This window comes from Kitasatospora sp. NPDC032150 (genome assembly GCF_055579945.1).
The window spans coordinates 207,703-231,732 of the sequence record NZ_JBVIMH010000008.1; the positions used below are offsets into that span (position 1 = coordinate 207,703).

The 24,030-nt window shown below is 73.0% G+C and carries 25 protein-coding genes; 14 read left to right on the forward strand and 11 right to left on the reverse strand.

The features are described 5' to 3' along the window. Positions 1-352 precede the first annotated feature (352 nt). The 5 genes from ACZ5ON_RS12755 to ACZ5ON_RS12775 all read left to right on the forward strand — a co-directional run bounded on the left by ACZ5ON_RS12755 (position 353) and on the right by ACZ5ON_RS12775 (position 5,446). The gene (locus ACZ5ON_RS12755; RefSeq protein WP_465589916.1) at positions 353-1,987 is read left to right on the forward strand and encodes a DEAD/DEAH box helicase; all 1,635 of its coding nucleotides are present in this window, start codon (positions 353-355) and stop codon (positions 1,985-1,987) included. A 164-nt stretch (positions 1,988-2,151) separates the two neighbouring features. Continuing rightward, a complete protein-coding gene (locus ACZ5ON_RS12760) occupies positions 2,152-3,021 on the forward strand; it encodes an alpha/beta fold hydrolase (RefSeq protein ID WP_465589919.1) in 870 nt (289 codons plus the stop codon). Between the two features lie 314 nt (positions 3,022-3,335). After that, positions 3,336-3,482 carry a hypothetical protein gene (locus ACZ5ON_RS12765; RefSeq protein WP_465589922.1) on the forward strand — a complete coding sequence of 49 codons (147 nt, stop codon included), beginning with the start codon at positions 3,336-3,338 and terminating at the stop codon, positions 3,480-3,482. 316 nt (positions 3,483-3,798) lie between these two features. Next, positions 3,799-4,437, forward strand: coding sequence for a DUF6758 family protein (locus ACZ5ON_RS12770; protein WP_465589925.1), 639 nt, complete (start codon positions 3,799-3,801; stop codon positions 4,435-4,437). A gap of 160 nt (positions 4,438-4,597) precedes the next feature. Continuing rightward, a complete protein-coding gene (locus tag ACZ5ON_RS12775; RefSeq protein WP_465590064.1) occupies positions 4,598-5,446 on the forward strand; it encodes a PHP domain-containing protein in 849 nt (282 codons plus the stop codon). An 82-nt stretch (positions 5,447-5,528) separates the two neighbouring features. On the opposite strand, the gene ACZ5ON_RS12780 is transcribed toward ACZ5ON_RS12775, so the two are convergent. Then, positions 5,529-6,179: a suppressor of fused domain protein gene (locus ACZ5ON_RS12780; protein WP_465589928.1), complete on the reverse strand. Its 651-nt coding sequence runs from the start codon at positions 6,177-6,179 to the stop codon at positions 5,529-5,531. A gap of 408 nt (positions 6,180-6,587) precedes the next feature. On the opposite strand from ACZ5ON_RS12780, the gene ACZ5ON_RS12785 reads away from it, so the two are divergent. Continuing rightward, positions 6,588-7,703: a magnesium and cobalt transport protein CorA gene (locus tag ACZ5ON_RS12785; RefSeq protein ID WP_465589931.1), complete on the forward strand. Its 1,116-nt coding sequence runs from the start codon at positions 6,588-6,590 to the stop codon at positions 7,701-7,703. Positions 7,704-7,737: 34 nt separating this feature from the next. Here the strand turns inward: ACZ5ON_RS12785 and ACZ5ON_RS12790 are convergent, their stop codons facing one another. After that, positions 7,738-8,673: a DMT family transporter gene (locus tag ACZ5ON_RS12790; protein WP_465589934.1), complete on the reverse strand. Its 936-nt coding sequence runs from the start codon at positions 8,671-8,673 to the stop codon at positions 7,738-7,740. A 125-nt stretch (positions 8,674-8,798) separates the two neighbouring features. Here ACZ5ON_RS12790 and ACZ5ON_RS12795 point away from each other — a divergent pair, with 125 nt between their 5' ends. The 4 genes from ACZ5ON_RS12795 to ACZ5ON_RS12810 all read left to right on the forward strand — a co-directional run bounded on the left by ACZ5ON_RS12795 (position 8,799) and on the right by ACZ5ON_RS12810 (position 12,764). Continuing rightward, positions 8,799-9,335, forward strand: a complete 537-nt coding sequence (locus tag ACZ5ON_RS12795) for a pyridoxamine 5'-phosphate oxidase family protein (protein WP_465589937.1) — start codon at positions 8,799-8,801, stop codon at positions 9,333-9,335. A gap of 270 nt (positions 9,336-9,605) precedes the next feature. After that, entirely contained in the window at positions 9,606-10,904 is a 1,299-nt protein-coding gene (locus tag ACZ5ON_RS12800) for a magnesium transporter MgtE N-terminal domain-containing protein (protein ID WP_465589941.1), read from the forward strand. Next, positions 10,894-11,547: a DUF1003 domain-containing protein gene (locus ACZ5ON_RS12805; protein ID WP_465589944.1), complete on the forward strand. Its 654-nt coding sequence runs from the start codon at positions 10,894-10,896 to the stop codon at positions 11,545-11,547. The genes ACZ5ON_RS12800 and ACZ5ON_RS12805 overlap by 11 nt, the downstream gene beginning before the upstream one ends. 56 nt (positions 11,548-11,603) lie before the next feature. Next, a complete protein-coding gene (locus ACZ5ON_RS12810) occupies positions 11,604-12,764 on the forward strand; it encodes an Mrp/NBP35 family ATP-binding protein (protein ID WP_465589947.1) in 1,161 nt (386 codons plus the stop codon). Between the two features lie 65 nt (positions 12,765-12,829). Here the strand turns inward: ACZ5ON_RS12810 and ACZ5ON_RS12815 are convergent, their stop codons facing one another. From ACZ5ON_RS12815 to sigE, 4 genes are all read right to left on the reverse strand, one after another. Then, a complete protein-coding gene (locus tag ACZ5ON_RS12815; RefSeq protein WP_465589950.1) occupies positions 12,830-13,507 on the reverse strand; it encodes a hypothetical protein in 678 nt (225 codons plus the stop codon). Positions 13,508-13,702: 195 nt separating this feature from the next. After that, positions 13,703-14,131 (reverse strand): sec-independent translocase, encoded by a 429-nt coding sequence (locus tag ACZ5ON_RS12820; RefSeq protein WP_465589953.1) that lies wholly within the window; start codon positions 14,129-14,131, stop codon positions 13,703-13,705. Between the two features lie 177 nt (positions 14,132-14,308). Continuing rightward, the gene (locus ACZ5ON_RS12825; protein WP_465589956.1) at positions 14,309-15,289 is read right to left on the reverse strand and encodes a zf-HC2 domain-containing protein; all 981 of its coding nucleotides are present in this window, start codon (positions 15,287-15,289) and stop codon (positions 14,309-14,311) included. Further along, a complete protein-coding gene (gene sigE / locus ACZ5ON_RS12830) occupies positions 15,286-15,948 on the reverse strand; it encodes an RNA polymerase sigma factor SigE (RefSeq protein WP_425557735.1) in 663 nt (220 codons plus the stop codon). Before sigE ends, ACZ5ON_RS12825 begins: the two co-directional genes overlap by 4 nt. A gap of 354 nt (positions 15,949-16,302) precedes the next feature. Here sigE and ACZ5ON_RS12835 point away from each other — a divergent pair, with 354 nt between their 5' ends. Then, positions 16,303-16,935 carry an O-methyltransferase gene (locus ACZ5ON_RS12835; protein WP_465590068.1) on the forward strand — a complete coding sequence of 211 codons (633 nt, stop codon included), beginning with the start codon at positions 16,303-16,305 and terminating at the stop codon, positions 16,933-16,935. A gap of 109 nt (positions 16,936-17,044) precedes the next feature. Here the strand turns inward: ACZ5ON_RS12835 and ACZ5ON_RS12840 are convergent, their stop codons facing one another. After that, on the reverse strand, positions 17,045-17,212 hold the full coding sequence (locus ACZ5ON_RS12840) for a DUF3117 domain-containing protein (protein ID WP_014137929.1): 168 nt from the start codon (positions 17,210-17,212) through the stop codon (positions 17,045-17,047). Positions 17,213-17,557: 345 nt separating this feature from the next. Here ACZ5ON_RS12840 and ACZ5ON_RS12845 point away from each other — a divergent pair, with 345 nt between their 5' ends. Next, positions 17,558-18,358: an enoyl-CoA hydratase-related protein gene (locus tag ACZ5ON_RS12845; protein WP_465589959.1), complete on the forward strand. Its 801-nt coding sequence runs from the start codon at positions 17,558-17,560 to the stop codon at positions 18,356-18,358. A 12-nt stretch (positions 18,359-18,370) separates the two neighbouring features. Here the strand turns inward: ACZ5ON_RS12845 and ACZ5ON_RS12850 are convergent, their stop codons facing one another. Both ACZ5ON_RS12850 and ACZ5ON_RS12855 read right to left on the reverse strand, forming a co-directional pair. Then, complete coding sequence (locus ACZ5ON_RS12850; protein WP_465589962.1) at positions 18,371-18,949, reverse strand: DNA-3-methyladenine glycosylase I; 579 nt, start codon at positions 18,947-18,949, stop codon at positions 18,371-18,373. After that, the gene (locus ACZ5ON_RS12855; RefSeq protein WP_465589965.1) at positions 18,946-19,488 is read right to left on the reverse strand and encodes a DivIVA domain-containing protein; all 543 of its coding nucleotides are present in this window, start codon (positions 19,486-19,488) and stop codon (positions 18,946-18,948) included. The genes ACZ5ON_RS12850 and ACZ5ON_RS12855 overlap by 4 nt, the downstream gene beginning before the upstream one ends. A 159-nt stretch (positions 19,489-19,647) precedes the next feature. On the opposite strand from ACZ5ON_RS12855, the gene folP reads away from it, so the two are divergent. Beyond that, positions 19,648-20,460, forward strand: a complete 813-nt coding sequence (gene folP, locus ACZ5ON_RS12860; RefSeq protein ID WP_465590072.1) for a dihydropteroate synthase — start codon at positions 19,648-19,650, stop codon at positions 20,458-20,460. A 105-nt stretch (positions 20,461-20,565) separates the two neighbouring features. Here the strand turns inward: folP and ACZ5ON_RS12865 are convergent, their stop codons facing one another. Both ACZ5ON_RS12865 and dapE read right to left on the reverse strand, forming a co-directional pair. Continuing rightward, positions 20,566-21,375 carry an LOG family protein gene (locus tag ACZ5ON_RS12865; RefSeq protein WP_465589968.1) on the reverse strand — a complete coding sequence of 270 codons (810 nt, stop codon included), beginning with the start codon at positions 21,373-21,375 and terminating at the stop codon, positions 20,566-20,568. A gap of 170 nt (positions 21,376-21,545) precedes the next feature. After that, complete coding sequence (gene dapE, locus ACZ5ON_RS12870) at positions 21,546-22,616, reverse strand: succinyl-diaminopimelate desuccinylase (RefSeq protein ID WP_465589971.1); 1,071 nt, start codon at positions 22,614-22,616, stop codon at positions 21,546-21,548. 185 nt (positions 22,617-22,801) lie between these two features. On the opposite strand from dapE, the gene ACZ5ON_RS12875 reads away from it, so the two are divergent. Beyond that, positions 22,802-23,767, forward strand: a complete 966-nt coding sequence (locus tag ACZ5ON_RS12875) for a VldE C-terminal domain-containing protein (protein ID WP_465590077.1) — start codon at positions 22,802-22,804, stop codon at positions 23,765-23,767. Positions 23,768-24,030: the final 263 nt, after the last annotated feature.

The following is a 24,030-nucleotide window of genomic DNA, read 5'->3' on the forward strand; positions in this document are numbered from 1 at the left end:
GCGAGGGCCGTTGCGGACCGCGCCGTACGGCGAAGGTCCCGCGCCTGGCTCCTCACGGGAACCCTCCCCCACGCCGCCGGATGACGCGCCCGCTACCGGGCCGCGCGAGCCGGCAGGCCGCAGGGGCAGGCGCGGTTGTGCGTCCCGCGGCTGCGGCAGGGCCTGGCAGGCCCGCGAGCAGCCGTGCGGCTGCCCGCCCCGCCTCTCGCTCTCGGCCCCACCACATGGAAGAGGCAGCACCCTGTCCACCACCGTTGAACACAAGACCACCTTCCGGGAGCTGGGGATCCTCCCGGAGACCGCCGAGGCCCTGGAGTCCGTCGGCATCGTCCACCCCTTCCCCATCCAGGAGATGACCCTGCCGGTCGCGCTGACCGGGCACGACGTCATCGGCCAGGCCAAGACCGGCACCGGCAAGACCCTCGGCTTCGGCCTCCCGCTGATCGAGCGGGTCGTGGTCCACGCCGACGTCGACGCCGGCCGCACCACCGAGGACCAGCTCTCCGACAGCCCGCAGGCGCTGATCGTGGTGCCGACCCGCGAGCTGTGCACCCAGGTCACCAACGACCTCCAGACGGCCGGCAAGGTCCGCAACGTCCGCGTGCTCGCGGTGTACGGCGGCCGGGCGTACGAGCCCCAGGTGGAGGCGCTCAAGAAGGGCGTCGACATCGTGGTCGGCACCCCGGGCCGGCTGCTCGACCTGGCGGGCCAGCGCAAGCTGGACCTGTCGAAGGTCCGCGCGCTGGTCCTCGACGAGGCCGACGAGATGCTCGACCTGGGCTTCCTGCCGGACGTCGAGAAGATCATCACCATGCTGCCGGCCAAGCGGCAGACCCTGCTCTTCTCGGCCACCATGCCGGGCCAGGTGATCAGCCTCGCCCGCCGGTACATGAGCCAGCCCACCCACATCCGGGCCGCCGCGCCGGACGACACCGGCACCACCGTTGCCAACATCGAGCAGCACGTCTTCCGTGCCCACTCGCTCGACAAGGTCGAGATGGTCTCGCGCATCCTGCAGGCCGAGGGCCGCGGGCTGTGCATGATCTTCTGCCGCACCAAGCGGACCGCCGCCGACGTCTCCGAGCAGCTGACCAAGCGCGGCTTCGCAGCCGGCGCGGTCCACGGTGACCTCGGCCAGGGCGCCCGCGAGCAGGCCCTGCGGGCCTTCCGCAACGGCAAGGTCGACGTCCTGGTCTGCACTGACGTCGCCGCCCGCGGCATCGACGTCGAGGGCGTCACCCACGTCATCAACTACCAGTGCCCCGAGGACGAGAAGACCTACCTGCACCGGATCGGCCGCACCGGCCGCGCCGGGGCCTCCGGCACCGCCGTCACGCTGGTCGACTGGGACGACATCCCGCGCTGGCAGCTGATCAACAAGGCGCTGGACCTGCCGTTCAACGAGCCGGAGGAGACCTACTCCACCTCGGCCCACCTGTACGAGCTGCTGAAGATCACCCCGGGGACCGGTGGCGTCCTGCCGCGCTCCGAGCGGACCCGGGCGGGCCTGAACGCGGAGGAGGTCGAGGACCTCGGCGAGACCGGCGGACGCGGTTCGCGCTCCGGCCGCTCGCGGGGCGGGCGCACGGCTGCGGCTGCCGAGGAGGCCCCGGCCGAGCGCCCGGCGCGTACGCCCCGGCAGCGTCGCCGGACCCGTGGCGGCGTGGGCGCCGAGGTGGCGACCGCCGAGGCCGCGGCTCCGGCCGGGACCGAGGCTGCGGCTCCGGCCGACGCTCCGGCCGCGGTCTTCTCCGACACCGCCGCGGGCGAGAGCGCGGTCGAGGCTCCGCGCCGGCGCCGTCGGCGCACGCGCATCGCGGCGAGCGGTGAGGCCGGGGCCGAGACCGCGGCGGCCGTGGAGTCCGGCGCCGCGACGGTGAAGGACGAGACCGGCGAGGCGGAGGCCGGGCAGGCCCCGCGCCGCCCCCGTACGCGCACCCGCACCCGCCGCTCCGCCGAGGCCCCCGAGGCCGCCCCGGAGAGCTGACCCCCCGGACGGGCGGGCCTGGTCCTCGCGACCCGGCCCGCCCGTCGGCTTCTCCCCGGCGCGCCGGACGGCTTCCCGGACGCCTCACCGGATTCCCGCCCGCTCCGGAAGCCTCCGCGAGTGGCTAAGCTCGGGGTAGTTGTGGCTACCGAGGAGTAGGGCCGATGAGCACGCCGCCGTTCCTGACGCTTCCCGGCTGTGCCCGGGCGCTTCGACTGGAGACCGCCCGAGGCGCCTTCGCCGCGCTTGAGGCGCTGCCCCGGACGGGGGCGGTGCGCGGGACGGCGCTCCTGGTGCCCGGGTTCACCGGCAGCAAGGAGGACTTCATCGCGCTGCTGGAGCCGCTGGCCGCGGCCGGCTACCGGGTGCTCGCGGTGGACCAGCGCGGCCAGTACGAGACCGGCGGCCCGGCCGATCCGGCCGCGTACCGGATCGACGAGCTGGCCGGCGACGTCCTCGCGCTCTCGGCGGAACTCGCCGGCGACGGGCCGCTGCACCTGCTCGGGCACTCCTTCGGCGGCCAGGTGGCCCGCCAGGCCGTGCTCACCGCGACGGACGGGCGGCGGGAGCTGCCGTGGCGTTCGCTGACGCTGCTCGCCACCGGTCCCGGCACAATCGCGCCGGAAGAGGCGGCCAGGACCAGGCTGCTGATCGACGCCCTGGGGACGATGGACCTGGAGTCGATCTGGCAGGTCATGCGCCGGATGGATCAGGACGAGGGCGTCCCCGCCCCCCGCCCGGAGATCTCGGACTTCCTGCACCGCCGCTGGCTGGCGAACGTTCCGCAGGCGCTGGTCTCGATGGGCGGCCACCTGGTCGCCGCCCCGGACCTGGTCGCGGAGCTGGCCGCCGCCGGACTGCCCCGACTGGTGGTCTCGGGAGAGCAGGACTACGCCTGGCCGGTCGAGGAGCAGTCCCGGATGGCGGAGCGGCTGGCCGCCCGTCAGGTGGTGATCGCCGGTGCCGGGCACTCCCCCAACGCCGAGCAGCCGGCCGCGACGGCCGCCGCACTGGCCGAGTTCTGGGCCGACTGATCCCTCGCGGCCGGGAAGCTGACGCCTGATCGGACGCCGCACGCCCGGCCGGCACCGTCCACCCGCGCCCACCTGGTCTGGACAACCCACGCGACAAATTTCGTTAGGTCGGGTAATATTTGATTCTGTCCGGGAACAGTCGCGCCTGCCGCCCCGTTGACCTCGATGGCGTCAGTTCGCCCGAAACCAGGACTTCACGCCCGGGCAATCACCCGGAAGCAGTGCCACGACACCGTGGTTCACACGCCGGAAACGGCACCCGTACGACGACCGAGCCGAATCGCCCCGAGCGGGGCGGGGGAAGGGAGAGGCCCATGCGTTTTGAGATCCTCCGACTGGACGACACCCGGGGCACCGTCACCGACCGTCTGATCGCCGACGCGGACACCGTCCGCGAGTTCGTGGAGGCGGCCGCCCGCACCGGCGAACGCCTGTACATCCGACCGTGCAAGGCGGCCTGACCCACGCCGGACCGACCGAGGCCCCCGCCGAGGCCGCGTCCGACGTTCCGATACCGAACTGACGCCCCGTCACCCTCCGGCCGCTTGGGTCCGAGTCGTCGACGGGGCGTCAGTGCGTTCGAGCCGCGGTCGATCCACCCGCTTCCGCTCAGATCCCAATGCCCGTTCCCGGCAGGACGTTTGCCGCCGCCCGTCACCGGACATCCACTCCCGGGGGCAGCCGCCGACGCCGGCCACCCCTGGGGAGCAACGCGACGCACTCCGTACGAGTGATCGTCCTTGACGCGGCGCTCCGGAGGGAGGAGCGTTGTCCGCTATGAGGGGCGAGCCAAGCTGCCCGAGGTGCGGTGGTCGGGTCCGCGCGCCCGGCCTCTTCTCCGACACCTGGCAGTGCGACCAGCACGGTGCCGTGCATCCGATGCAGCCGGTGCTGCCCCCGAGCGTGGAGGCGCTGAGCGTGGCGGTGGCCCGCTCGCAGGTACCCGTCTGGCTGCCCTGGCCGCTGCCGGTCGGCTGGCTGTTCACCGGCATCGCCCATGCCGGGGACGACGTCTCGGGGGCCCGGGCCACCGCGGTGGCCTGCTCGGGGCCGGCGCCACTGGGCGGGTTCGGCGAACTGGTACTGATCGCGGAGGAGCTGGGGGTCGGCCTGGGTGCACGGTACGCGGGCCTGCCGGGGCCGGATCCGGGCGCCACGGTGTCGCTCTACAAACCCGCCGACGCCAAACTGCTCGCCGCCGGCCGCCCGACCCCGATGTTCCACGTCCCGGACGCCCCCGCCGACCGGGCGGTCTTCGCCGGCGAGGCGCGCGGGCTGTGGCTCTGGGCCATCGCCTGGCCCGAGCAGTCGGCGCTGATGATGTACGACGAGCTCGTGCTGACCGATCTGCGGGACGCGGGCGCCGAGCTCGAACTGCTGCCGTGCGGGGCGCTCTCGCCCCGACTGCTCGGCTGACATCCATAGGAGCATCCCCGGCAGGCGGGCGTTCCGGCCGTCGGGCGGGCCGGGAGCCGTCGGCCGCCGGGAGCCGGGAGGGGTCGAAGGCCCGTCGGGCGTCAACCGGCGCTAACTATCCTGGAGCTCACCCGTCCCCGTTCCTGGAGTGTCGAAGACCGTGCGCATCGACCTGCACGCCCACAGCAACGCCTCCGACGGCACCGACTCCCCCACCGAGCTGATCGCCGCGGCGGTGGCGGCCGGGCTGGACGTGGTCGCGCTGACCGACCATGACACGGTGTCCGGGCACGCGGAGGCCGCCGAGGCCGTCCGGGGCACCGGGCTGACCCTGGTGCCGGGCGCCGAGCTGTCCTGTCAGGTGGACGGGATCAGCATGCATCTGCTGGCGTATCTGTTCGACCCCGCCGAGCCGGAGTTCGCCGCCGAGCGCGAGCTGGTCCGCACCGACCGGTTCAGGCGCGGGCGGGCGATCGTGGAGCGCTGCCGGGAGCTGGGCGCGCCGATCACCTGGGAGCAGGTGCAGCGGATCGCGGGCGCGGGTTCGGTGGGACGTCCGCACATCGCCAGCGCGCTGGTCGAGGCGGGCACGGTGCCGACCGTGTCGGACGCCTTCACCCCGGACTGGCTGGCCAACGGCGGCCGGGCGGACGTCCGCAAGCACGAGACCGACCCGGTGACGGCGGTCCGGCTGGTCAGGGCGGCGGGCGGGGTGCCGGTGTTCGCGCACCCCGGGGCGGTCAAGCGCGGACGCACCGTGTCCGAGCAGGTGATCGCCGATCTGGCCGCGGCCGGGCTGGCCGCGCTGGAGGTGGACCACCTGGACCACGACGAGCACACCCGCGAGCGCCTGCGGGGACTGGCCGCCGAGCTGGGCCTGCTGACCACCGGCTCCAGCGACTACCACGGCAGCCGCAAGGACGTGCGCCTCGGCGAGTACACCACCGCTCCCGAGGTGTACGAGGCGCTGGTGGCCCAGGCGACGGGGGCCCGACCGATCACCGGCTGAAGCCCCGCGCGGACGCGCGGGCCACCCGGCCGGCTCCCCGGTTCTCCGCGCCCCGGGAGAGCAGCCCCCGCCTGACGGCGGGTCAGTCGAGCGGCACGCCGCGGCGGTGCGGATCGCGGAGGTCGGTGCCGTGGCGCAGCCAGCGCTCCTGCAGGGCGTCGGCGCCCTGGACGCGCTTGAAGGCGGCCTCGTTGGGGGTCATCGGCAGCAGCGGCAGGAAGCGCACCGGGTCGGCGGGGTCGGGGAGTTCCAGGTCCGGGACCAGGCCGCCGGGTTCGGCGGCGAGGACGGAGGTGAAGGGGGCGCCCTCCCAGAGCGGGGAGCCGAGGTCGAGCGAGCCGCCCGGGGCCAGGACCAGGCCCTCGACCTGCGGGGTGGCGGCGAAGGTGGCCAGCGTGCGGAGTACGTCGTCGCGCCCCCCGCGGACGGTGAGCACCAACTCGACCCGGGGTCCGCGGACCGGATCGGCGACCACGGCGGTCGGGTCGGACATCGGTGCGGCGGACATGCCGAGAGTGGCGTACCTCACCAGTCCGTCCGCGTCGGGGCCGAAGCGCAGCACCTCGATCCGGTCCGCGCCGAGGAAGGTGACGGCCGCCCGGCCGCTGGATTCCCCGAAAGTCGCCAGCAGACGGGCCTCGACGGCCGCCAGCACCGCCTCGCGGGTCAGCTCGCCGGAATCGTTCCCCGTAGGGTCGGTGGGGTCGCCGAAGAGAGGGAAGTCGTGCGCCATGGCCAGACCTTAACGCCCGGTCGTGGAGCGGCGCTCGAACCCCCCGTCCCCGTCCACACGCCAACTGTTAGTGTGGGCAGCTGGCCACCGGGGATCCTCTTCCCGGGGCAGCGGCATGAAGGAGGTGGTTGCGGTGGATACCAGCCGACCATGCAGTACCGGCAGCTCTGCCCGGCCGCCGCGCAGCCCTCACCGCACCCGCCGTTGATCGTTTCCCGATCCGGCAACTGAGGTGGCGTCACCCTCGGCCCGGCGAGCACCCTCCCCGGAGCCACGCAGTCCTCATCGCGCCCCAGCAAGGCGGCTGGACCGGCCGTGGGCCCGGAATCACTTGGTGTTTCTTCCACCGTCGCACCCTCCGCCCGCCACCGGACCGCCGTGCGACGGTTCCCGTCCGAGGAGCCTGCCATGTCGATGATCAACAGCCTGCGCGCCGCCGTCCGTCCACACCGCCGCCGGACCGACGCCGACGGGTTCGACGCCCTCGACGGGCGCGCCGTCTCGGCCGTGGTGGACTGCGCGGTCTACCGGGACGGCAAGCGGTACGGCGAGACCTGCAGTCCGCGCGAGGCCGCACAGCGGGTGCGGCAGGGCGAGGAGACAGGTGCAGGATCGTTCAGCTGGATCGGGCTGCACGAGCCGACCGCGGCCGAGTTCGAGGGCATCGCGCAGCGCTTCGGCCTGCACCCGCTGGCCGTCGAGGACGCGGTGCACGCGCACCAGCGCCCCAAGGTCGAGCGTTACGACGACGTACTGTTCTCGGTGTTCAAGACCATCCGCTACGTGGAGCACGACCAGCTGACCCCGACCAGCGAGGTGGTCGAGACCGGCGAGCTGATGGTCTTCGTCGGCCCGGACTTCGTGATCACCGTCCGGCACGGCGGCCACAACTCGCTGCACGAGCTGCGGCACCGGCTGGAGACCGACCCGGACGGCTCCGGACCGCTCGGCCGCGGCCCGTCTGCCGTGCTGCACGCGATCGCCGACCAGGTGGTGGACAACTACCTGCTGGTCGCGGACCGGCTGCAGAGCGACGTGGACGAGGTCGAGTACGACGTCTTCACCAACAAGGGTGGGCGCGGCGCCGACGTCGGCCGGCTGTACCAGCTCAAGCGCGAGGTACTGGAGTTCAAGCGCGCGGTGGCGCCGCTGCTGCGGCCGATGCAGCAGCTCTCCGAGCCGGTGCAGCGGCTGGTGGACCCGAACATCCAGAAGTACTTCCGGGACGTCGCCGACCACCTGGCCCGGGTCATCGAGCAGGTGCACGCCTTCGACGAGCTGCTCAACTCGCTGCTCCAGGCCAACCTGGCGCAGGTCTCGGTGGCGCAGAACGAGGACATGCGCAAGATCACTGCTTGGGCGGCGATCTTCGCCGTGCCCACCATGATCACCGGTGTGTACGGCATGAACTTCGAGGACATGCCCGAGCTGAAGAGCCAGTACGGGTATCCGGTGGTGCTCGGCGGGATCGTGCTGATCTGCATCGGGATGTACCGGGGCTTCAGGCGCAACGGCTGGCTGTAGCGGCGGCTCCGATGCTCCGCGGCCGCCTTCGGCGTCAGCCGGTGCGGCCGCCGCGGGCGACCAGGACCAGGCCGAGCAGGATCAGGGCGACGGCCGGGTAGGCGGCGGCCGGCGGCCACTGGCCCAGCCAGAGGGCCGCGATCAGGGCCGCGCCCGGGGTCTCCAGCAGGACGGCCGTGGAGGTGACCGACGGGCCCAGGGTGCGCACCACCCGGTTGCTCAGCGAGTGCCCGAGCAGCTGCGCGGTCACCATCAGCAGCGCGATCTGCCACCACACCCCGGCCGGCCAACCGGCGAGCGGGGCCCCGGCCATCAGGCAGACGCCGAGCAGGACGGCGGAGGTGGTGGCGTAGCAGGCCAGGGTGTACGCGGTGGTGCTGACCGTCCGCCGGACCTCGGCGCCCAGCAGTACGTAGCCCGCGGCGGCCAGCCCCGCGCCGAGTGCCAGCGCATCGCCGAGCAGGGCCCGGGGGGAGAGCGACAGGTCCACGCCGGTCAGCACCAGCACCCCGGCGAAGGCCACCGTCGCACCGAGCCGGACCAGCCGTGGCACCCGGTGGCCGGCCAGTCGCATCAGCAGGATCGTCCACAGCGGCGTGGTGGTGACCAGCGCGGTCGACGAGGCCACCGAGGTCATCCGCAGGCTGGGCATCCAGAGCGCGAAGTGCGCCGCGAGCAGCACGCCCGCCGCCATCGCCAGCAGCAGTGGCCGCCGGCCGATGCCGCGCAGCTCGGCGCGGTGCCGCAGCAGCGCGTACGGGCCGAGCACTCCGACCGACATGACGTTGCGCCAGAGCGCGATCGCCAGTGCGGGGGCGGCGGTGGCGCTGATCAGCGGGGCGGAGAGCGAGATCCCGCCGATGGAGATCGCGAGCAGTACCAGGTCCGGCCCCGGCAGCGGAGGGGGAGCGGCACCGGCCGGACTCCCGGCGGCGGTGGACACCTCGGTGTCGGGCCTGGCGGCGGGCACGGCTCTCCTCCGGAGGGCGGTAGCGGACGGATCGGATCCAAACCTAAGCCCTGTGCCCGGTACCGGTGACCGCCGTTCTGACCGGTGAGACACCATGCGGACACCCAGGCCGTACGCTGTGCGGCATGGAGCCTACGACGACCGCCGACGCCTTCCTCGACCGCGCGCTCCTGGAGGAGGCCACGAAGAAGTCCGGCCTGCTCTGGGTACGCGCCGAGGGGCAGCCGCACAGCCGGGCGCTCTGGCACGCGTGGCACGACGGCGCGGTGGTGGTGGTCGGCGACGGCGCCGAGCAGCCGCTGCACGGACTCGCCGCGGGCTCGACCGCAGCGGTGACGGTGCGCAGCAAGGACAAATGGGGACGGCTGGTCGGCTGGACGGCCCGGGTCAGCGAGCTGGCGCCGGGGAGCGAGGGCTGGACGGGCGCGGTCGAGGAACTCAAGGGCAAGCGGCTGAACGCACCCGACACCGAGGCCATCGGGGAGCGGTGGGCCCGCGAGTGCCGGGTGCTCCGGCTGGAGCCGTCCGGGCCGCTCACCGAGCAGCCGGGGTCGATGCCGGACGGTTCGCACTCCGCGACCCCGATGCCCTCGCCGGTGATCACCCGTCAGCCGATCCCGGCGGGGCTGCCAAAGCTCCTGTTCAGGAGCCGGAAGGGCTGAGCCCGCCGGGGCCGCGCGGTACCGCGCGAGGACCCGTACCCGGCCGCCGGCGCAGTCGGATCGGCCATGCGGCGCCCCCGAACGGTCCAGGAGTGGCTTGGATCCGCACGTGGGTGCATGGTTGGTCGCGCGGTTCCCCCCGCACCTCGGGCGCCCCCGGCGGGCGTCCCCACGCCCTCCGGAAGACCCCCGTCGGTCGGCGGGTCTCCGTTCGGATGGCACCGGTACCCTTGCGGCGAGCAGAGCACAGCGGCCAGAGAGAGGGACTCCATGGCAGGACCAGGCAGCCGGGTCTTCATCTCGCACCTGTCCGGGATCGCGGTCTTCGACCCGAACGGCGACCAGGTCGGCCGGGTGCGGGATGTAGTGGTCTCGCTGCGGATAGGCGGGCGGCCGCCGAGGGTGCTCGGCCTGGTGGTCGAGGTGATCGGCCGGCGCCGGATCTTCCTCCCGATGACCAGGGTGACCAGCCTGGAGTCCGGGCAGGTGCTGACCACCGGTGTGATCAACATGCGGCGGTTCGAACAGCGGCCGTCCGAGACCCTGGTCCTGGCCGAGCTGTTGGACCGCACGGTGACCTGGACCAAGACCGGCGAGCAGGTCACGGTGCTGGACGTCGCGATGGTGCAGACCCGGGTGCGCGAGTGGGAGATCAGCAAGGTCTTCGTGCAGACCGGCAAGGTCACCCGGCTGCGCAAGGCCAGGGGTGAGACGCTCACCCTGGACTGGTCGGCGGTGACCGGCTTCTCGTTGACCGAGGAGGGCCAGGGCGCGGCCAACCTGCTGGCCACCTTCGAGCAGCTGCGCCCGGCCGACCTGGCCAACGTGATGCACCACCTGTCGGCCAAGCGCCGTGCCGAGGTGGCCGCGGCGCTGGACGACGACCGGCTGGCCGACGTCCTGGAGGAGCTGCCCGAGGACGACCAGATCGAGATCATCGGCAAGCTCAAGGAGGAGCGCGCGGCCGACGTCCTGGAGGCGATGGACCCGGACGACGCCGCCGACCTGCTCTCCGACCTCCCCGAGGAGGCGGCCGAGCGACTGCTGGGGCTGATGGAGCCCGAGGAGGCGGCCTCGGTCCGCCGCCTGCTCTCCTACGAGGAGGACACCGCCGGCGGTCTGATGACCACCGAGCCGATCGTCCTGGAGCCGGACGCCACGGTGGCCGAGGCGCTGGCCCGGGTCCGGATCTCCGACCACAAGCCCGCCCTCGCCGCCCAGGTGTACGTCTGCCGCCCGCCGAACGAGACGCCGACCGGCACGTACCTGGGGACGGTGCACTTCCAGCGGCTGCTGCGCGAGCCGCCCTACGTCCTGGTCGGCTCGATCGTGGACGACGACCTCGACCCGCTGCCGCCGGACACCCCGCTGCCGCTGGTCACCAGCTACCTCGCCGCGTACAACCTGGTCGCCGCTCCAGTGGTGGACGAGGCCGACCACCTGCTGGGCGCGGTCACCGTCGACGACGTACTGGACCACCTGCTGCCGGACGACTGGCGCGAAGCGGCACTGCACGGCGACGAGGCCCTGGAGAACGAGCACGAGAGGGAGGCCGCCGGTGGACGCTGACCGCAGGGGCAGACGGGACGAGGGCCGCAACCAGCGCCTCCAGGGCGACTTGCGCGAACTGCGCCAGCTGCGCGAACTGCGGGCCAGGGAGGGCGGCCGGCACTCGTCCAGGCCGGAGGGCACCGGCAGCAGCGCCGCCGCCCGCAGCCGGCTCGACCAGCCGCGCACCGGCCGCCCCGGCCTGGTCACCCTGCCCAGCTACGACCCGGAGGCCTTCGGCCGGCTCTCCGAGCGGATCGCCCGCTTCCTGGGCACCGGGCGGTTCATCGTCTGGATGACGGTGGTGATCATCATCTGGGTCGTCTGGAACACCCTGCTGCCGCCGAACGTCCGCTTCGACCAGTACCCGTTCATCTTCCTGACCCTGGTGCTCTCGCTCCAGGCCTCCTACGCGGCGCCGCTGATCCTGCTCGCGCAGAACCGGCAGGACGACCGCGACCGGGTCAACATGGAGCAGGACCGGGCCCGCAGCGACCGGAACATCGCCGACACCGAGTACCTGACCCGTGAGGTCGCGGCCCTGCGCCACGGGCTCGGCGAGGTCGCCACCCGGGACTTCATCCGCTCCGAGCTCCAGTCGCTGCTCAAGGAGTTGGACGGCCAGCGCTTCGACGGCCAGCGGGAGTCCTCCGAGCTGCTGTGACCGGCGGCACGCTACTGGGGCGTCAACTACTTCGACGTTCGCCGTACCATCAAGGCATGGCCAACGAGACTGAGGTTGCCCCCGGCGTCACGGAGGAGTCCGTACGCAAGGCCCTGGCGACCGTTCACGACCCGGAGATCAACCGCCCGATCACCGAGATCGGCATGGTGAAATCGGTCGAGATCGCCGAGGGCGGCGCGGTCCGCGTCGCGGTGTACCTGACCGTCTCCGGCTGCCCGATGCGCGAGACCATCATCGGCCGGGTGACCGACGCGGTCACCAAGGTGCCCGGCGTGACCGGCGTCGAGGTCGAGCTCGACGTGATGAGCGACCAGCAGCGCAGGGAGCTCTCCCAGCTGCTGCGCGGCGGCGCGCCCGAGCGGGAGATCCCGTTCGCCAAGCCGGGCACGCTGACCCGGGTGTACGCGGTCGCCTCCGGCAAGGGCGGCGTCGGCAAGTCCTCGGTCACCGTCAACCTGGCCGCCGCGATGGCCGCCGACGGGCTGAAGGTCGCCGTGGTGGACGCCGACATCTACGGCCACAGCGTGCCCCGGATGCTGGGTGTCGAGGGACGCCCGACCCAGGTCCAGGACATGATCATGCCGCCCCAGGCGAACGGCGTGAAGGTCATCTCGATCGGCATGTTCACCCCGGGCAACGCCCCGGTGGTCTGGCGCGGCCCGATGCTGCACCGCGCGCTCCAGCAGTTCCTGGCCGACGTGTGGTGGGGCGACCTGGACGTCCTGCTGCTCGACCTGCCGCCCGGCACCGGCGACATCGCCATCTCGGTGGCCCAGCTGGTCCCGAACGCGGAGATCCTGATCGTCACCACCCCGCAGATGGCCGCCGCCGAGGTGGCCGAGCGGGCAGGCACCATCGCGGTGCAGACCCACCAGAAGATCGTCGGCGTGATCGAGAACATGTCGGGCATGCCCTGCCCGCACTGCGACGAGATGATCGACGTCTTCGGCACCGGCGGCGGCCAGACCGTCGCCGACGCCCTCACCCGCACCGTCGGCGCGACCGTCCCGGTGCTCGGCTCGATCCCGATCGACGTCCGGCTGCGTGAGGGCGGCGACGACGGCCGCCCGGTCGTCCTCGCCGCGCCCGACTCCCCCGCCGGCGCGGCCCTGCGCGCCGTCGCGGGCAAGCTCGGCGGCCGCAAGCGCGGCCTCTCCGGACTCTCGCTCGGGCTCACGCCGAAGAACAAGTTCTAGGACCGACCGGCAACGGGGGCGCGGGGCTGCTCAGGCCGCCCCTCGTCCCTGACGGGCCGTCCCCCTCAGAGCCGGGTGTAGGCCGTCAGGTCGGGGACGGTGGCGAAGCCGACGCCGTAGGCGCTCACGCCGCGGCCGTAGGCACCGAGGAGGACGCCCGGCGCCTCGCCGGCCAGGACCCAGCCGTACTCGGACTCGCGGTAGCGGAACGGCTGGGGAAGGCCGTTCACCGGGAGGGTGAGCGAGCTCCAGCCCGGCCCGTCCAGGTCGTCGGCCAGGTCCCAGGCGAGGGCGGACTGCTGGTCCAGCCAGTCCTGGCGCAGGGCCCGGTCGAGCTGGCCCGGCCAGCTGTGGGCGAGCAGGCCGGAGCCGGCCAGCCACGCGGCGGAGGAGGTCGAGGTGGCCTCCAGCATGCCGGTGTTGTCGGCGCTGCGGCGGACGTCCCGGCGGGCCACGGTGACCACCACGGCGAAACGGCGCAGGTCCCGGGCCTCGTACGTCCTGGCCGGCTCCTCGCCGTGGCCGAGCGTGCCGTAGTCGATGGCACCGCGCTGGGCGGCCCGCACACCCCCGCCGCCGGCCTGCATCAGCCAGCGGCGGCCGCTCCAGCCGTCGTCCAGCCCGTACCAGGGGAAGTCCGCCGCCAGGTACGGTTCCAGCGGATCGGCCGGGACCACCGGGCCCGCCTGGGCACCGACCACGGCCTCGGCCGTCCCCACCGCAGCATGACTCGTCGTGTCCATCCCCGGGCCTCCTCGAATGCGCCGTTCTGTGCCGTAGCGCGCTCCACGGTGGCGTACGGCGGTGCCTCCGTCCGGCGAATCGGCGCCGGACCGGCCGTGAGCCACGGCACAGCGGAGGCAACCGACACCATAACCGGGGAAACGGCCAAGCCCCGCCCAGCTGTGCACTGCCGGGCGGGGCGAACTGGCGCGACGTCAGGTCGCGTCGAGGTCGAACGGAGGGCGCTCGCCGTCCTTCAGCGGGGCACCGGCGGAGGCGGCCGGCACGGCGCTCTTGGTCAGGTCGGCCTTGGTGCCGGTCATCGCCGGCGCGGGCTCGTCGCCCAGCACGGACTTGATGTCCAGGCCGTCCCGGATCTCCTTGAGGCCCAGCGGGTCCTCGTTCCCGCCGAGCAGCTGCTTGCGGACGAAGGCCTTGGGGTGCAGGTCCTCGAACTCGAAGTCCTTGAACTCCGGGCCCAGCTCGCTGCGGATGTCCTCCTTGGCGCTGTCCGCGAAGCTCCGCACCTTGCGGATGAAGCCGCTGAGGTCCTGGATCAGCTTGGGGAGCTTGTCCGGCCCGAAGATCACCAGGCCCATGACGATCAGCGTCAGGACCTCAGGTAGGCCTATGTCTTGGAACACGTAAGCTCCCAGCTCCTGGTGGTCGAACCCGATGAGCCCTGCGGACAACGGTCTATACAGCGTAATGGCCACCGACCAGGTCCGTGCCCCACCGCGGGATGAAGCGGTGGCAAAGACCGGCCGATGGCCTAGCCGCGGCGAACCCTCCCGGCAGCGGTGCGGCCGGGGCCCGGTCGGCTAACGGAACTCGTGCTGGTGAGGTGACGGGACGGGTTGCGGCTGGACGCTGTACGGGGCCTGCGGGACGGCCCCGGCACCGTACGGGGCCCCGGCCGGGAGGACCGGGAAGTCCACCGGCTGCTGGACCGTCATCGGGACCAGCTGGCCGCCGGTGCCCCGGGCCGGGATCACGCTGTTGCCGCCGTGCTGCTGGTTGGCACCGACCTCGCCGACCCCGCCGAGGGTGACCGCCGCCACCGAGAACGCCCCGGCCGCGGCGGCGAAGACGAATCTGCGCCCGCGGATCAGGCGGAACGGCGCGGCGGGAGGCTGCGGGTGGTGGTGGCCGACCGGGCGGACCGCGACCGGCTCCACCAGGGCGGCCAGCGGCGCGGACACCGGCAGCGCCCCGACCGGCGAGCGGCGCAGGAAACCCGAGCGGCCGGCCCGCGGATCCACTCCGGGCAGCGGCGACTCTGCGCCCAGCGCCCCGCTGCCGAACGAGGCCCCGGCCCCACGCCCGAACGAACCGCCGGTCAGCCGGCTGCCGCCGATCGTCCCCGCCCCGACGTCGTCCGCGCCGGCGCCGGGACCGGCGCCAGGACCGGGCCCGTCGTCAGGCAGTGCGGCGACCGCCAGCAGACGGGACATCAGCATCATGGAGGGTGCCGGGGTGCCGGAATGGGTCAGCAGCTGCTTGACCGTGCGGCCCTCGTCCGCCTCGGCCAGGCAGTCGGCGCAGGTCGCCAGATGGGCCTGGACGCGCTCGCGGGCGTCATGGCCGAGCTCGCCGTCCAGGAAGGCGGTCAGCCGGTCGCCCAGGTGGTGCTCCTCGGCCGCCGGCTCGGCAGTACGGACCGCGACGGGCCGCAGCTCATGGCCCTCCGGCTCGCTGCGGCGGCCGCGCTGGGCCCAGCCGGCCCCGCGTCGCAGCCGGCTCGCGGGCTCCCCCGCCGCACCCGTGGCACGGCCGGATCCCGAACGGTTGGCGCCACTCACAAGCGCCCCCGTTCACTCCCGCCCAGGGAGCCGGACTCAACACCGACCGCCACCGGCTCGGCCGTGCCGCCACGGCGGACGCGCCCGGGGGCGGAACCGGGGGCGCGGTGCTTCAGCGCCGTCCGCAGGTGCGAGCGGCCCCGGTGGATGCGGCTGCGCACGGTGCCCAGCTTCACCCCGAGGGTGGCCGCGATCTCCTCGTACGAGAGGCCCTCGATGTCGCAGAGGACCACGGCGGCCCGGAACTCGGGCGCCAGGGTGTCCAGGGCGTGCTGGACGTCGGCGTCGAAGTGGGTGTCGCTGAAGTGCTGGGCCGGGCTCGGCTCACGGCTCGCCAGGCGCTCGGCCGCGTCCTCGGCCAGCGCGTCGAAGCGGATCCGCTGGCGGCGGCGCACCATGTCCAGGAACAGGTTGGTGGTGATCCGGTGCAGCCAACCCTCGAAGGTGCCGGGGCTGTAGGTGGAGAGCGAGCGGAAGACGCGGACGAAGACCTCCTGGGTCAGGTCCTCGGCGTCGTGCTGATTTCCCGTCAGCCGGTAGGCCAGCCGGTAGACCCGGGCGCTGTGCGCCTCGACGATCTCCTCCCAGCTGGGCGGCGTCCAGGTCTGCGCGTCGGGGCCCTCGGCGAAGGTCGCGAGCTCGGCGGGGGCCTCGGCCATCGCGGTGTCGGCTGCGGTCGACTTGTCCAGGGGGGAGTGCGCAGACTGGTTCATCACGGGCTTCGGCGTACGGGCCGACGCGGTGCCGCGGGGGTGCCGCCGCACAGGGACGTCGCCCTCGGCCACACCTCCTCGGTCGGCTCTTCTGCCCAGCAGGGCCACCACCATATCCACCTCACCCGTCAGATCGGGATAAAAGTGCTCGGCCGGGCAGGTACCCGGACCGACCGCCCGTTCTCCTGGATCAACGCCCGGTCCTCGAACGCGGTTCCCGGTCGGCCAGTAATCTGTGGCAGGAAATATCGACATCCGGCCGCCACCAGGCCGACAGCCGGCGCTCCGAAAGAGGCAGCCATCAGCGAGTTCGGGCCCGCTCATGCGGCTCTTGCCGATACCTACATCGGCGAGGACGCGGTGCTCACCTACGCCCGGGCCCAGGCAGCCAGGACGGGCATCCGCGCGATCGGGCCCAGCGGCGGCGCCTGCCTGCGGCTGCTCGCGGCCGCGCTCGACGCCAAGGCGGTCGCCGAGATCGGCACCGGCACCGGCGTCTCCGGCCTCTACCTGCTGCGCGGCATGCGCAGCGACGGCGTGCTCACCACGGTGGACGCCGAACCGGTCCGCCAGCAGCTCGCCCGCGAGGCGTACCACGCGGCCGGGTTCGCCCCCAACCGCGCGCGCTTCATACCCGGACGGGCGCTCGAGGTCCTGCCGCGACTCGCCGACGGCCAGTACGACCTGGTGTTCTGCGACGGCGACCCGGCCGAGTCGCAGGAGTACCTGGCGGAGTCGCTACGGCTGCTCAGACCCGGCGGCATGGTCTGCTTCGAGGGCGTGTTCCAGGAGGGCCGGCTGGCCGATCCCGACGACGGCGACCCGCAGACCGACGCGGTGCGCGAGCTGGTCCGCGACATCCGGGAGAGCGACCGGCTGCTGCCCGCCCTGCTGCCGGTGAGCGACGGCCTGCTGTGCGCCGTCAAACGCTGACCGGCGTCCGGCTCAACTCCCCCGCACAAAGCGGAACCCGGGTCCGGCGTGAACCGGGACCCGGGTTCCGTGCGCATCATCTCCGAGGATGAGGGGAGCACCCGCCGCGTCAGCCGCAGGCCTTCTTCAGGGCCTCACCCAGGGCATCGGCCTCATCGGGCGTGAGCTCCACCACGAGGCGTCCGCCGCCTTCGAGCGGAACTCGCATGATGATGCCTCGCCCCTCTTTGGTGACCTCGAGCGGGCCGTCACCCGTCCGCGGCTTCATGGCCGCCATGCTCGTTCCCCTTCCTGCAACCGCTCAGCTACGCACCGGCAGTCCGTCCACCGCCGGTATCGAACGCATTGATCGGAAGCCATTATCCCGCATGCGGCGACCCGATGACCAACATCACTCCCTCTGCAAGCCCGGCCGCCCCCGTCCGACCCGCCCCTCGCACGCCGGAAGCCTCATCAGGGCGCTACTCCACCAGGACTCCCCGGCGTTCCTCCGGCACTCCCCCGATGCCGGTCCGATGCCCGGAACGACGCGAAAAGGTGCCGCACCTCACACTCCCCGGCGGGCCACCGACTCGGGCATGCTGACACCGTCCCACCATCTGAGACCCGGGGAGACCTGCCGATGTCCGACTCCGTGCTGTACGAGCTCGACGGCGGCCTCGCCGTCATCACCATCAACCGCCCGGACGCGATGAACGCGCTGGACGTGGCCACCAAGGTGGCGCTGCGGGACACCGTCACCGAGGCCGCCGAGAGCAGTGCGGTACGGGCGGTGCTGCTCACCGGCGCCGGCGACCGGGCGTTCTGCGTCGGCCAGGACCTCAAGGAGCACGTCGGGCTGCTCAAGCGGCAGGAGGAGACCGGCGAGGGCGCCCTGCGCACCGTCGCCGAGCACTACAACCCGCTGCTGCGGGCGCTGGCCGGCATGCGCAAGCCGACCGTCGCGGCGGTCGGCGGGGTGGCGGCGGGCGCGGGCGCCTCGCTGGCGTTCGCCTGCGACTTCCGCATCGTCGCCGACACCGCCGGGTTCAACACCTCCTTCGCCGGGGTCGCGCTGACCGCCGACTCGGGCGCCTCCTGGACCCTGCCCCGGCTGGTCGGGCACGCCCGGGCCACCGAGCTGCTGATGCTGCCGCGGACGGTGAAGGCCGAGGAGGCGCTCCGGCTCGGGCTGGCCACCCAGGTCGTTCCGCCCGCCGAACTCGCCAACACCGCACGGGAGTTCGCCAAGCGCCTGGCCCAGGGTCCAACGGTCGCGTACGGCGCGATCAAGGAGTCGCTGGCGTACGGGTCTTCGCACTCACTGGACGAACTGCTCGAAAAGGAGGACGAGTTGCAGACCCTGGCCGGGGCCAGCGAGGACCACCGGATCGCGGTGAACGCCTTCCTCGCCAAGGAGAAGCCGGTCTTCCTGGGCCGGTAGGACCGCCGCGGCTCAGCGGACTCCCCTCGCGTGGCAGTCGACGAGGTGGTCGTCGACCAGCCCGCAGGCCTGCATCAGGGCGTAGGCCGTGGTCGGGCCGACGAAGCGGAAGCCGTTCTTCTTGAGCTCCTTGGCCAGCGCGGTGGACTCGGGCGTGACGGCCGGCACCTCCGCCATCGTGCGGGGGGCCGGTCGGTCCGGGGCGCCGGCGTGACGCCAGATCAGCTCGTCCAGGCCGCCGGGGCCCAGGGCCGCTGCGGCACGGGCGTTGGCCAGCGTCGCCTCGATCTTGGCCCGGTTGCGGATGATGCCCTCGTCCTGCAGCAGCCGCTCGACGTCGGCGGGCCCGAACTCGGCCACGTCAGCGATCCGGAAGCGGGCGAAGGCCGCCCGGAAGCCCTCCCGGCGGCGCAGGATGGTGATCCAGGACAGCCCGGACTGGAACGCCTCCAGGGAGATCCGCTCGAACAGGGCGTCGTCGCCGTGCACCGGCTGGCCCCACTCGGTGTCGTGGTACTCGAGGTAGTCGTCGGTGGACAGGCCCCAGGCGCAGCGCAGCAGGCCGTCCGGGCCGGGTACGGCGCCGGTCACTGCTCGTCCCTTCCGTCAGCGGCGGTGTCGGCGTCCGCCACCCCGGCGCCCGTCGCCCCGGCGCCCTTCCCCTCGGCGCCCTTCCCCTCGGCGCTCCTCGCCCCGGCGTCCGCCGTGCCGATGCTCCCCGCACCCCCATCCGGCACGTCAACTCCGGCCCGCTCTGCGCCGGTTGGCCCCTCGGCCGACTCGTCGAAGGTCTCCAGGCCGGGCAGCGGCTGCTCACTCTCCGCGGCCACTGCCCGCGCCGGGGCCGGCACCGCCGCGGCGGCCTCCAGTTCGGCGATCCGCGAGTCGCGGTGGGCGAGCTCGGCGCCGAGGCGGTCGAGCACGTCGTCCACCTCGTCCATCCGGTAGCCGCGCAGGGCCATCGGAAGCCGGATCTCGTCCACGTCGTGGCGGCTGAGCGGACGGTCCTGCGGCAGCCGCGCGGTGATCCGGTCGGGCACCGCCTCCTGCAGGCCGCCGCCTCCGCCGAGCGCCACCAGGGCAGCGCCGCCGACCACCACGGCCATCGCCGCCACGATCACCCAGAACACGAGCTGTCCTCCACACTCCGAGCCGGCCCCGGTAACAGGTGGGATCATGGTCCCTGAGGTAGGCCGGGGCCCATCATCGCACCCGGGCGAGCTGTGGAGGAGATTCCGGTGGTACTGCGCCTCGGGCCACGTGAGTTCGGCGACGACGAGCTGGTGATCATGGCGATCGTCAACCGCACCCCGGACTCCTTCTTCGACCGCGGCGCGACGTTCGCCGACGAGGCCGCCTTCGCCGCCGCCGACCGGGCGGTGGCCGAGGGCGCGGCGATCCTCGACATCGGCGGGGTCAAGGCGGGCCCGGGCGAAGAGGTCACCGTGGAGGAGGAGCTGCGCCGGACCGTCCCGTTCGTGGCCCAGCTGCGCAAGCGCCACCCCGAGGCCGTGATCAGCGTGGACACCTGGCGGCACGAGGTCGGCGAGGCGGTCTGCGAGGTCGGCGCCGACCTGCTCAACGACGCCTGGGGCGGGGCCGACCCGAAGCTGGCCGAGGTCGCCGCCCGGTACGAAGCGGGTCTGGTCTGCACCCATGCCGGCGGCGCCGAGCCGCGCACCCGGCCGCACCGGATCGGGTACGAGGACGTGATGGCGGACATCCTGCGGGTCACCGTCGGGCTGGCCGAGCGGGCCCTGGAACTGGGCGTGCGCAGGGACGGGCTGATCATCGACCCGGGCCACGACTTCGGCAAGAACACCCGGCACTCGCTGGAGGCCACCCGCCGACTGCCGGAGATGACCGCGACCGGCTTCCCGGTGCTGGTCTCGCTCTCCAACAAGGACTTCGTCGGCGAGACCCTGGACCGACCGGTCGACGACCGGCTGCTGGGCACCCTCGCGACCACCGCCGTCTCCGCCTGGCTGGGCGCCCGGATCTACCGGGTGCACCAGGTCGCGGAGACCCGCCAGGTCCTCGACATGGTCGCCTCGATCCGCGGCACCCGGCCTCCGGCGGTCGCCCGCCGCGGCCTGGCTTAGACCGACCGGCAACAGGGAGCGCGGGGAAGTGCGCGAGTGACCGTCCGTGAAGGGGCGGGGTTCCTCGCGCCGCTCCCCCGCGCCCCTGCCGGTGCGACCGGCCGCTCAGACGTCACCGTTCGGACGGCGGCTCGCCGCCAGGATCTCCACGATCTCGTCCACGTCGTCGGTGATGTGGAACAGTTCCAGGTCCTGCGGGGATGCCTTCTTCTCGGCGACCAGGGTGTTCTTCAACCACTCGACCAGGCCGCCCCAGTAGGCGCTGCCGAAGAGGATCACCGGGAACCGGGTCACCTTCCTGGTCTGCACCAGCGTCAGCGCCTCGAAGAGTTCGTCCAGCGTGCCCAGTCCGCCCGGCAGCACCACGAAGCCCTGCGCGTACTTCACGAACATCGTCTTGCGGACGAAGAAGTACCGGAAGTTCAGGCCGAGATCGACGAACTCGTTGATCCCCTGCTCGAACGGCAACTCGATGCCGAGGCCGACGCTCAGTCCGCCGGCGTCCGAGGCGCCCCGGTTGGCGGCCTCCATCGCACCGGGCCCGCCGCCGGTGATCACCGCGTAGCCAGCCTGCGCCAGCGCCCGTCCGATCGCCACGCCCGCCGCGTACTCGGGCGAGTCCACCGGAGTTCGGGCGGAACCGAACACGCTGATCGCGGCCGGGAGTTCGGCCAGCGCGCCGAAGCCCTCGACGAACTCGGAGGTGATCCGCCAGACCCGCCACGGGTCGGTGTGCAGCCAGTCGGTCGGTCCGGTGGTGTCGAGCAGCCGCTGGTCCGTGGTGCCGGTTCCGACCTGGTCGCGGCGCAGCAGCACGGGGCCCTTCTGCTTCTCCGGCCAGGCCTTCTTCCGCTCGGGCGCGTCGGCCCGCTCAGGGCCGTGCCCGTAGTGCTTTTCCTCTCCAGTGCCTGTCATGGCGAAACCCTACGCCCGCCGCTCCGGCTTTTCGGGAAACAGCGGGAGAACGCAGGAAGGCATCGGGGTTTACTGGACCGACGCCCCGGCCCGGCCGCGCGCTCGCCCCGACCGGGCGTCCGGTGGGCCCAAGTGCCTTGGCGGCCCGGGCACTCGGGCCCACCGGACGCTCAGCCCAGCCAGGCCCGCAGCCGCTCCTCGCACTCGGCGATCGCGCTCAGCGAGCAGTGCTCGTCGCGCTTGTGCGCCAGGTTCGGGTCGCCGGGGCCGTAGTTGACCGCGGGCACGCCGAGCGCGCTGAACCGGGCCACGTCCGTCCAGCCGAACTTGGCGCGGGCCTGCCCGCCGGTCGCCGCGAGGAAGGCCTGCGCGGCGGGCTGGGCGAGGCCGGGCAGCGCCCCCGGGGCGTGGTCGGTGACGGTGACCTCGAAGCCGTCGAAGACCTCGCGGACGTGCGCCTCGGCGTCCTCCATGCTGCGGTCGGGCGCATAGCGGAAGTTGACGGTGACCACGCACTCGTCGGGGATGACGTTGCCGGCCACACCACCGTCGATGCGGACGGCGTTGAGGCCCTCGCGGTACTCCAGGCCGTCGATCTCCACCCGCTGCGCCTGGTACGAGGCGAGCCGGCCGAGCACCTCGGCGGCGTGGTGGATGGCGTTGTCGCCGAGCCAGCTGCGGGCCGAGTGGGCCCGGGTGCCGGTGAGCCTGATCTGCGCCCGCAGGGTGCCCTGGCAGCCGCCCTCGACCACTGCGCTGCTGGGCTCCATCAGCACCGCGAAGTCGGCCTTCAGCCAGTCGGGGCGCTCCCTGGCCAGGTGGCCGAGGCCGTTGCGGGAGGCCTCGATCTCCTCGCAGTCGTAGAAGACGTAGGTGAGGTCGTGGTTCGGCTCGGTGAGCGTGGCGGCCAGTCGCAGCTGGACCGCGACACCGGACTTCATGTCCGAGGTGCCGCAGCCGTAGAGCAGGTCGCCCTCGACGCGGGAGGGCAGGTTGTCGGCGATCGGCACGGTGTCCAAGTGGCCTGCCAGCAGCACCCTTTGGGCCCGGCCGAGGTCGGTGCGGGCGACGACGTTGTTGCCGTACCGGTCGACGGTGAGATGGGGGTGGGCCCGCAGTGCGCTCTCGACCGCGTCGGCGAGCTCCTGCTCGTCTCCGCTGACGGAGGGGAAGTCGACGAGCCGGGCGGTCAGCGCGCCGCCGTCGAGGGTCAGGTCCAGAGGCGAGTGAGGGCTGCTCATGGACACCTAGCGTAGCCGCGACCGCCCGACCGCAGGCTCGCCGCACGTGGTACCGGTCACGTCCGAGCCCTGTTGGGAGCCGTGTTTCCCGAGGGCCCGCGCAACCGCCTTCCCCGCACAGCCGTCCGAGTGGGTACGGTGTGCGAGCGCACAGATGCGAGGCGAGAGGGGCAGCGGTGACCGAAATGGCAACGGGCGAGCAGGACGGCGAGGCGGGCGTCCGCCGCCGACGGCCGGTGCGCCGGGTGCTGATCGGTCTGCTGGCCCTCGCGGTGCTGGCGGGCGTGGTGGTCTACCTCAACCGGGAACGGCTGATCGCGCCGCCGGAGGGCTGCACGATAAACACCGCGGCCGGCAAGGGCACGCTCGACCTCGCGCAGGCGGCCAACGCCGCGACCATCGCCTCGGTGGCGATCTCCCGCGGCCTGCCCGAACGTGCCGTCACCATCGCGTTGGCCACCGCGATGCAGGAGTCCAAGCTGCACAACATCACCGGCGGCGACCGGGATTCGGTCGGCCTGTTCCAGCAGCGGCCGTCCCAGGGCTGGGGCACGGTGGACCAGATCATGGACCCGGTGTACGCCACCAACAAGTTCCTCGACAGCCTGGTGAAGATCCCCGGCTACGCCCGGATGCCGCTCACCGACGCGGCCCAGCAGGTGCAGCGCAGCGGCTACCCGCAGGCGTACGCCAAGCACGAGGGCAACGCCACGCTGGTCGCCTCGGTGCTCACCGGCCGCGAGCCGGCCGCGCTCAGCTGCGTGGTGGACGACCTGACCGTCCCCTCGCCGTCCCCCTCGGCCGGCGCCACGGCGCAGCCGCTGGACGTCGGCGCGCGGGTCCGCCGCGAGTTCGGCAAGACCGTCAGCTCGGCGCCCGCCGCCAAGGCCGACAACGACCCGCGTACGGTGATCGCGCTCACCCCGCAGCCTGCCACCAGCACCGACTCCGGCCCCGACGCCCTGAGCCAGAGCGGCTGGGCGGTGGCCCAGTGGTCGGTGGCCGAGGCGCAGCAGCTGGGCATCGGCGCGGTGGCGTACGACGGCAGGATCTGGCGGGTGGACCGGCCGAACGACGGCTGGAAGGCGAGTGCCACCGCCCCTTCGACGGACCGGGTGCTGATCACCCTGGGCGCGCCCGCCAAGAGCTGACGCCCGTTGACCCGCGGTTGACCGGCCCTCCTTCGAACGGGTGATTCCGGTCAATCCCGATCGACGTCCGGCCCCGGCGCCACCCGCTCCGGGCGGGCATCGGGCCGCGGCTTGGTCCCCCTTGCGCCGCAAGGGAGGTGACGTTTCCGCAGGCGTCCGCCGGTTGACCGATCCGTCCGGATTGCCCCAAAAACGATCGTCCGATCTTTAAAAACGCTTGACCTGTACGGCCCGAAACCTTCTCGCTCCTCCAGCGGTATTCA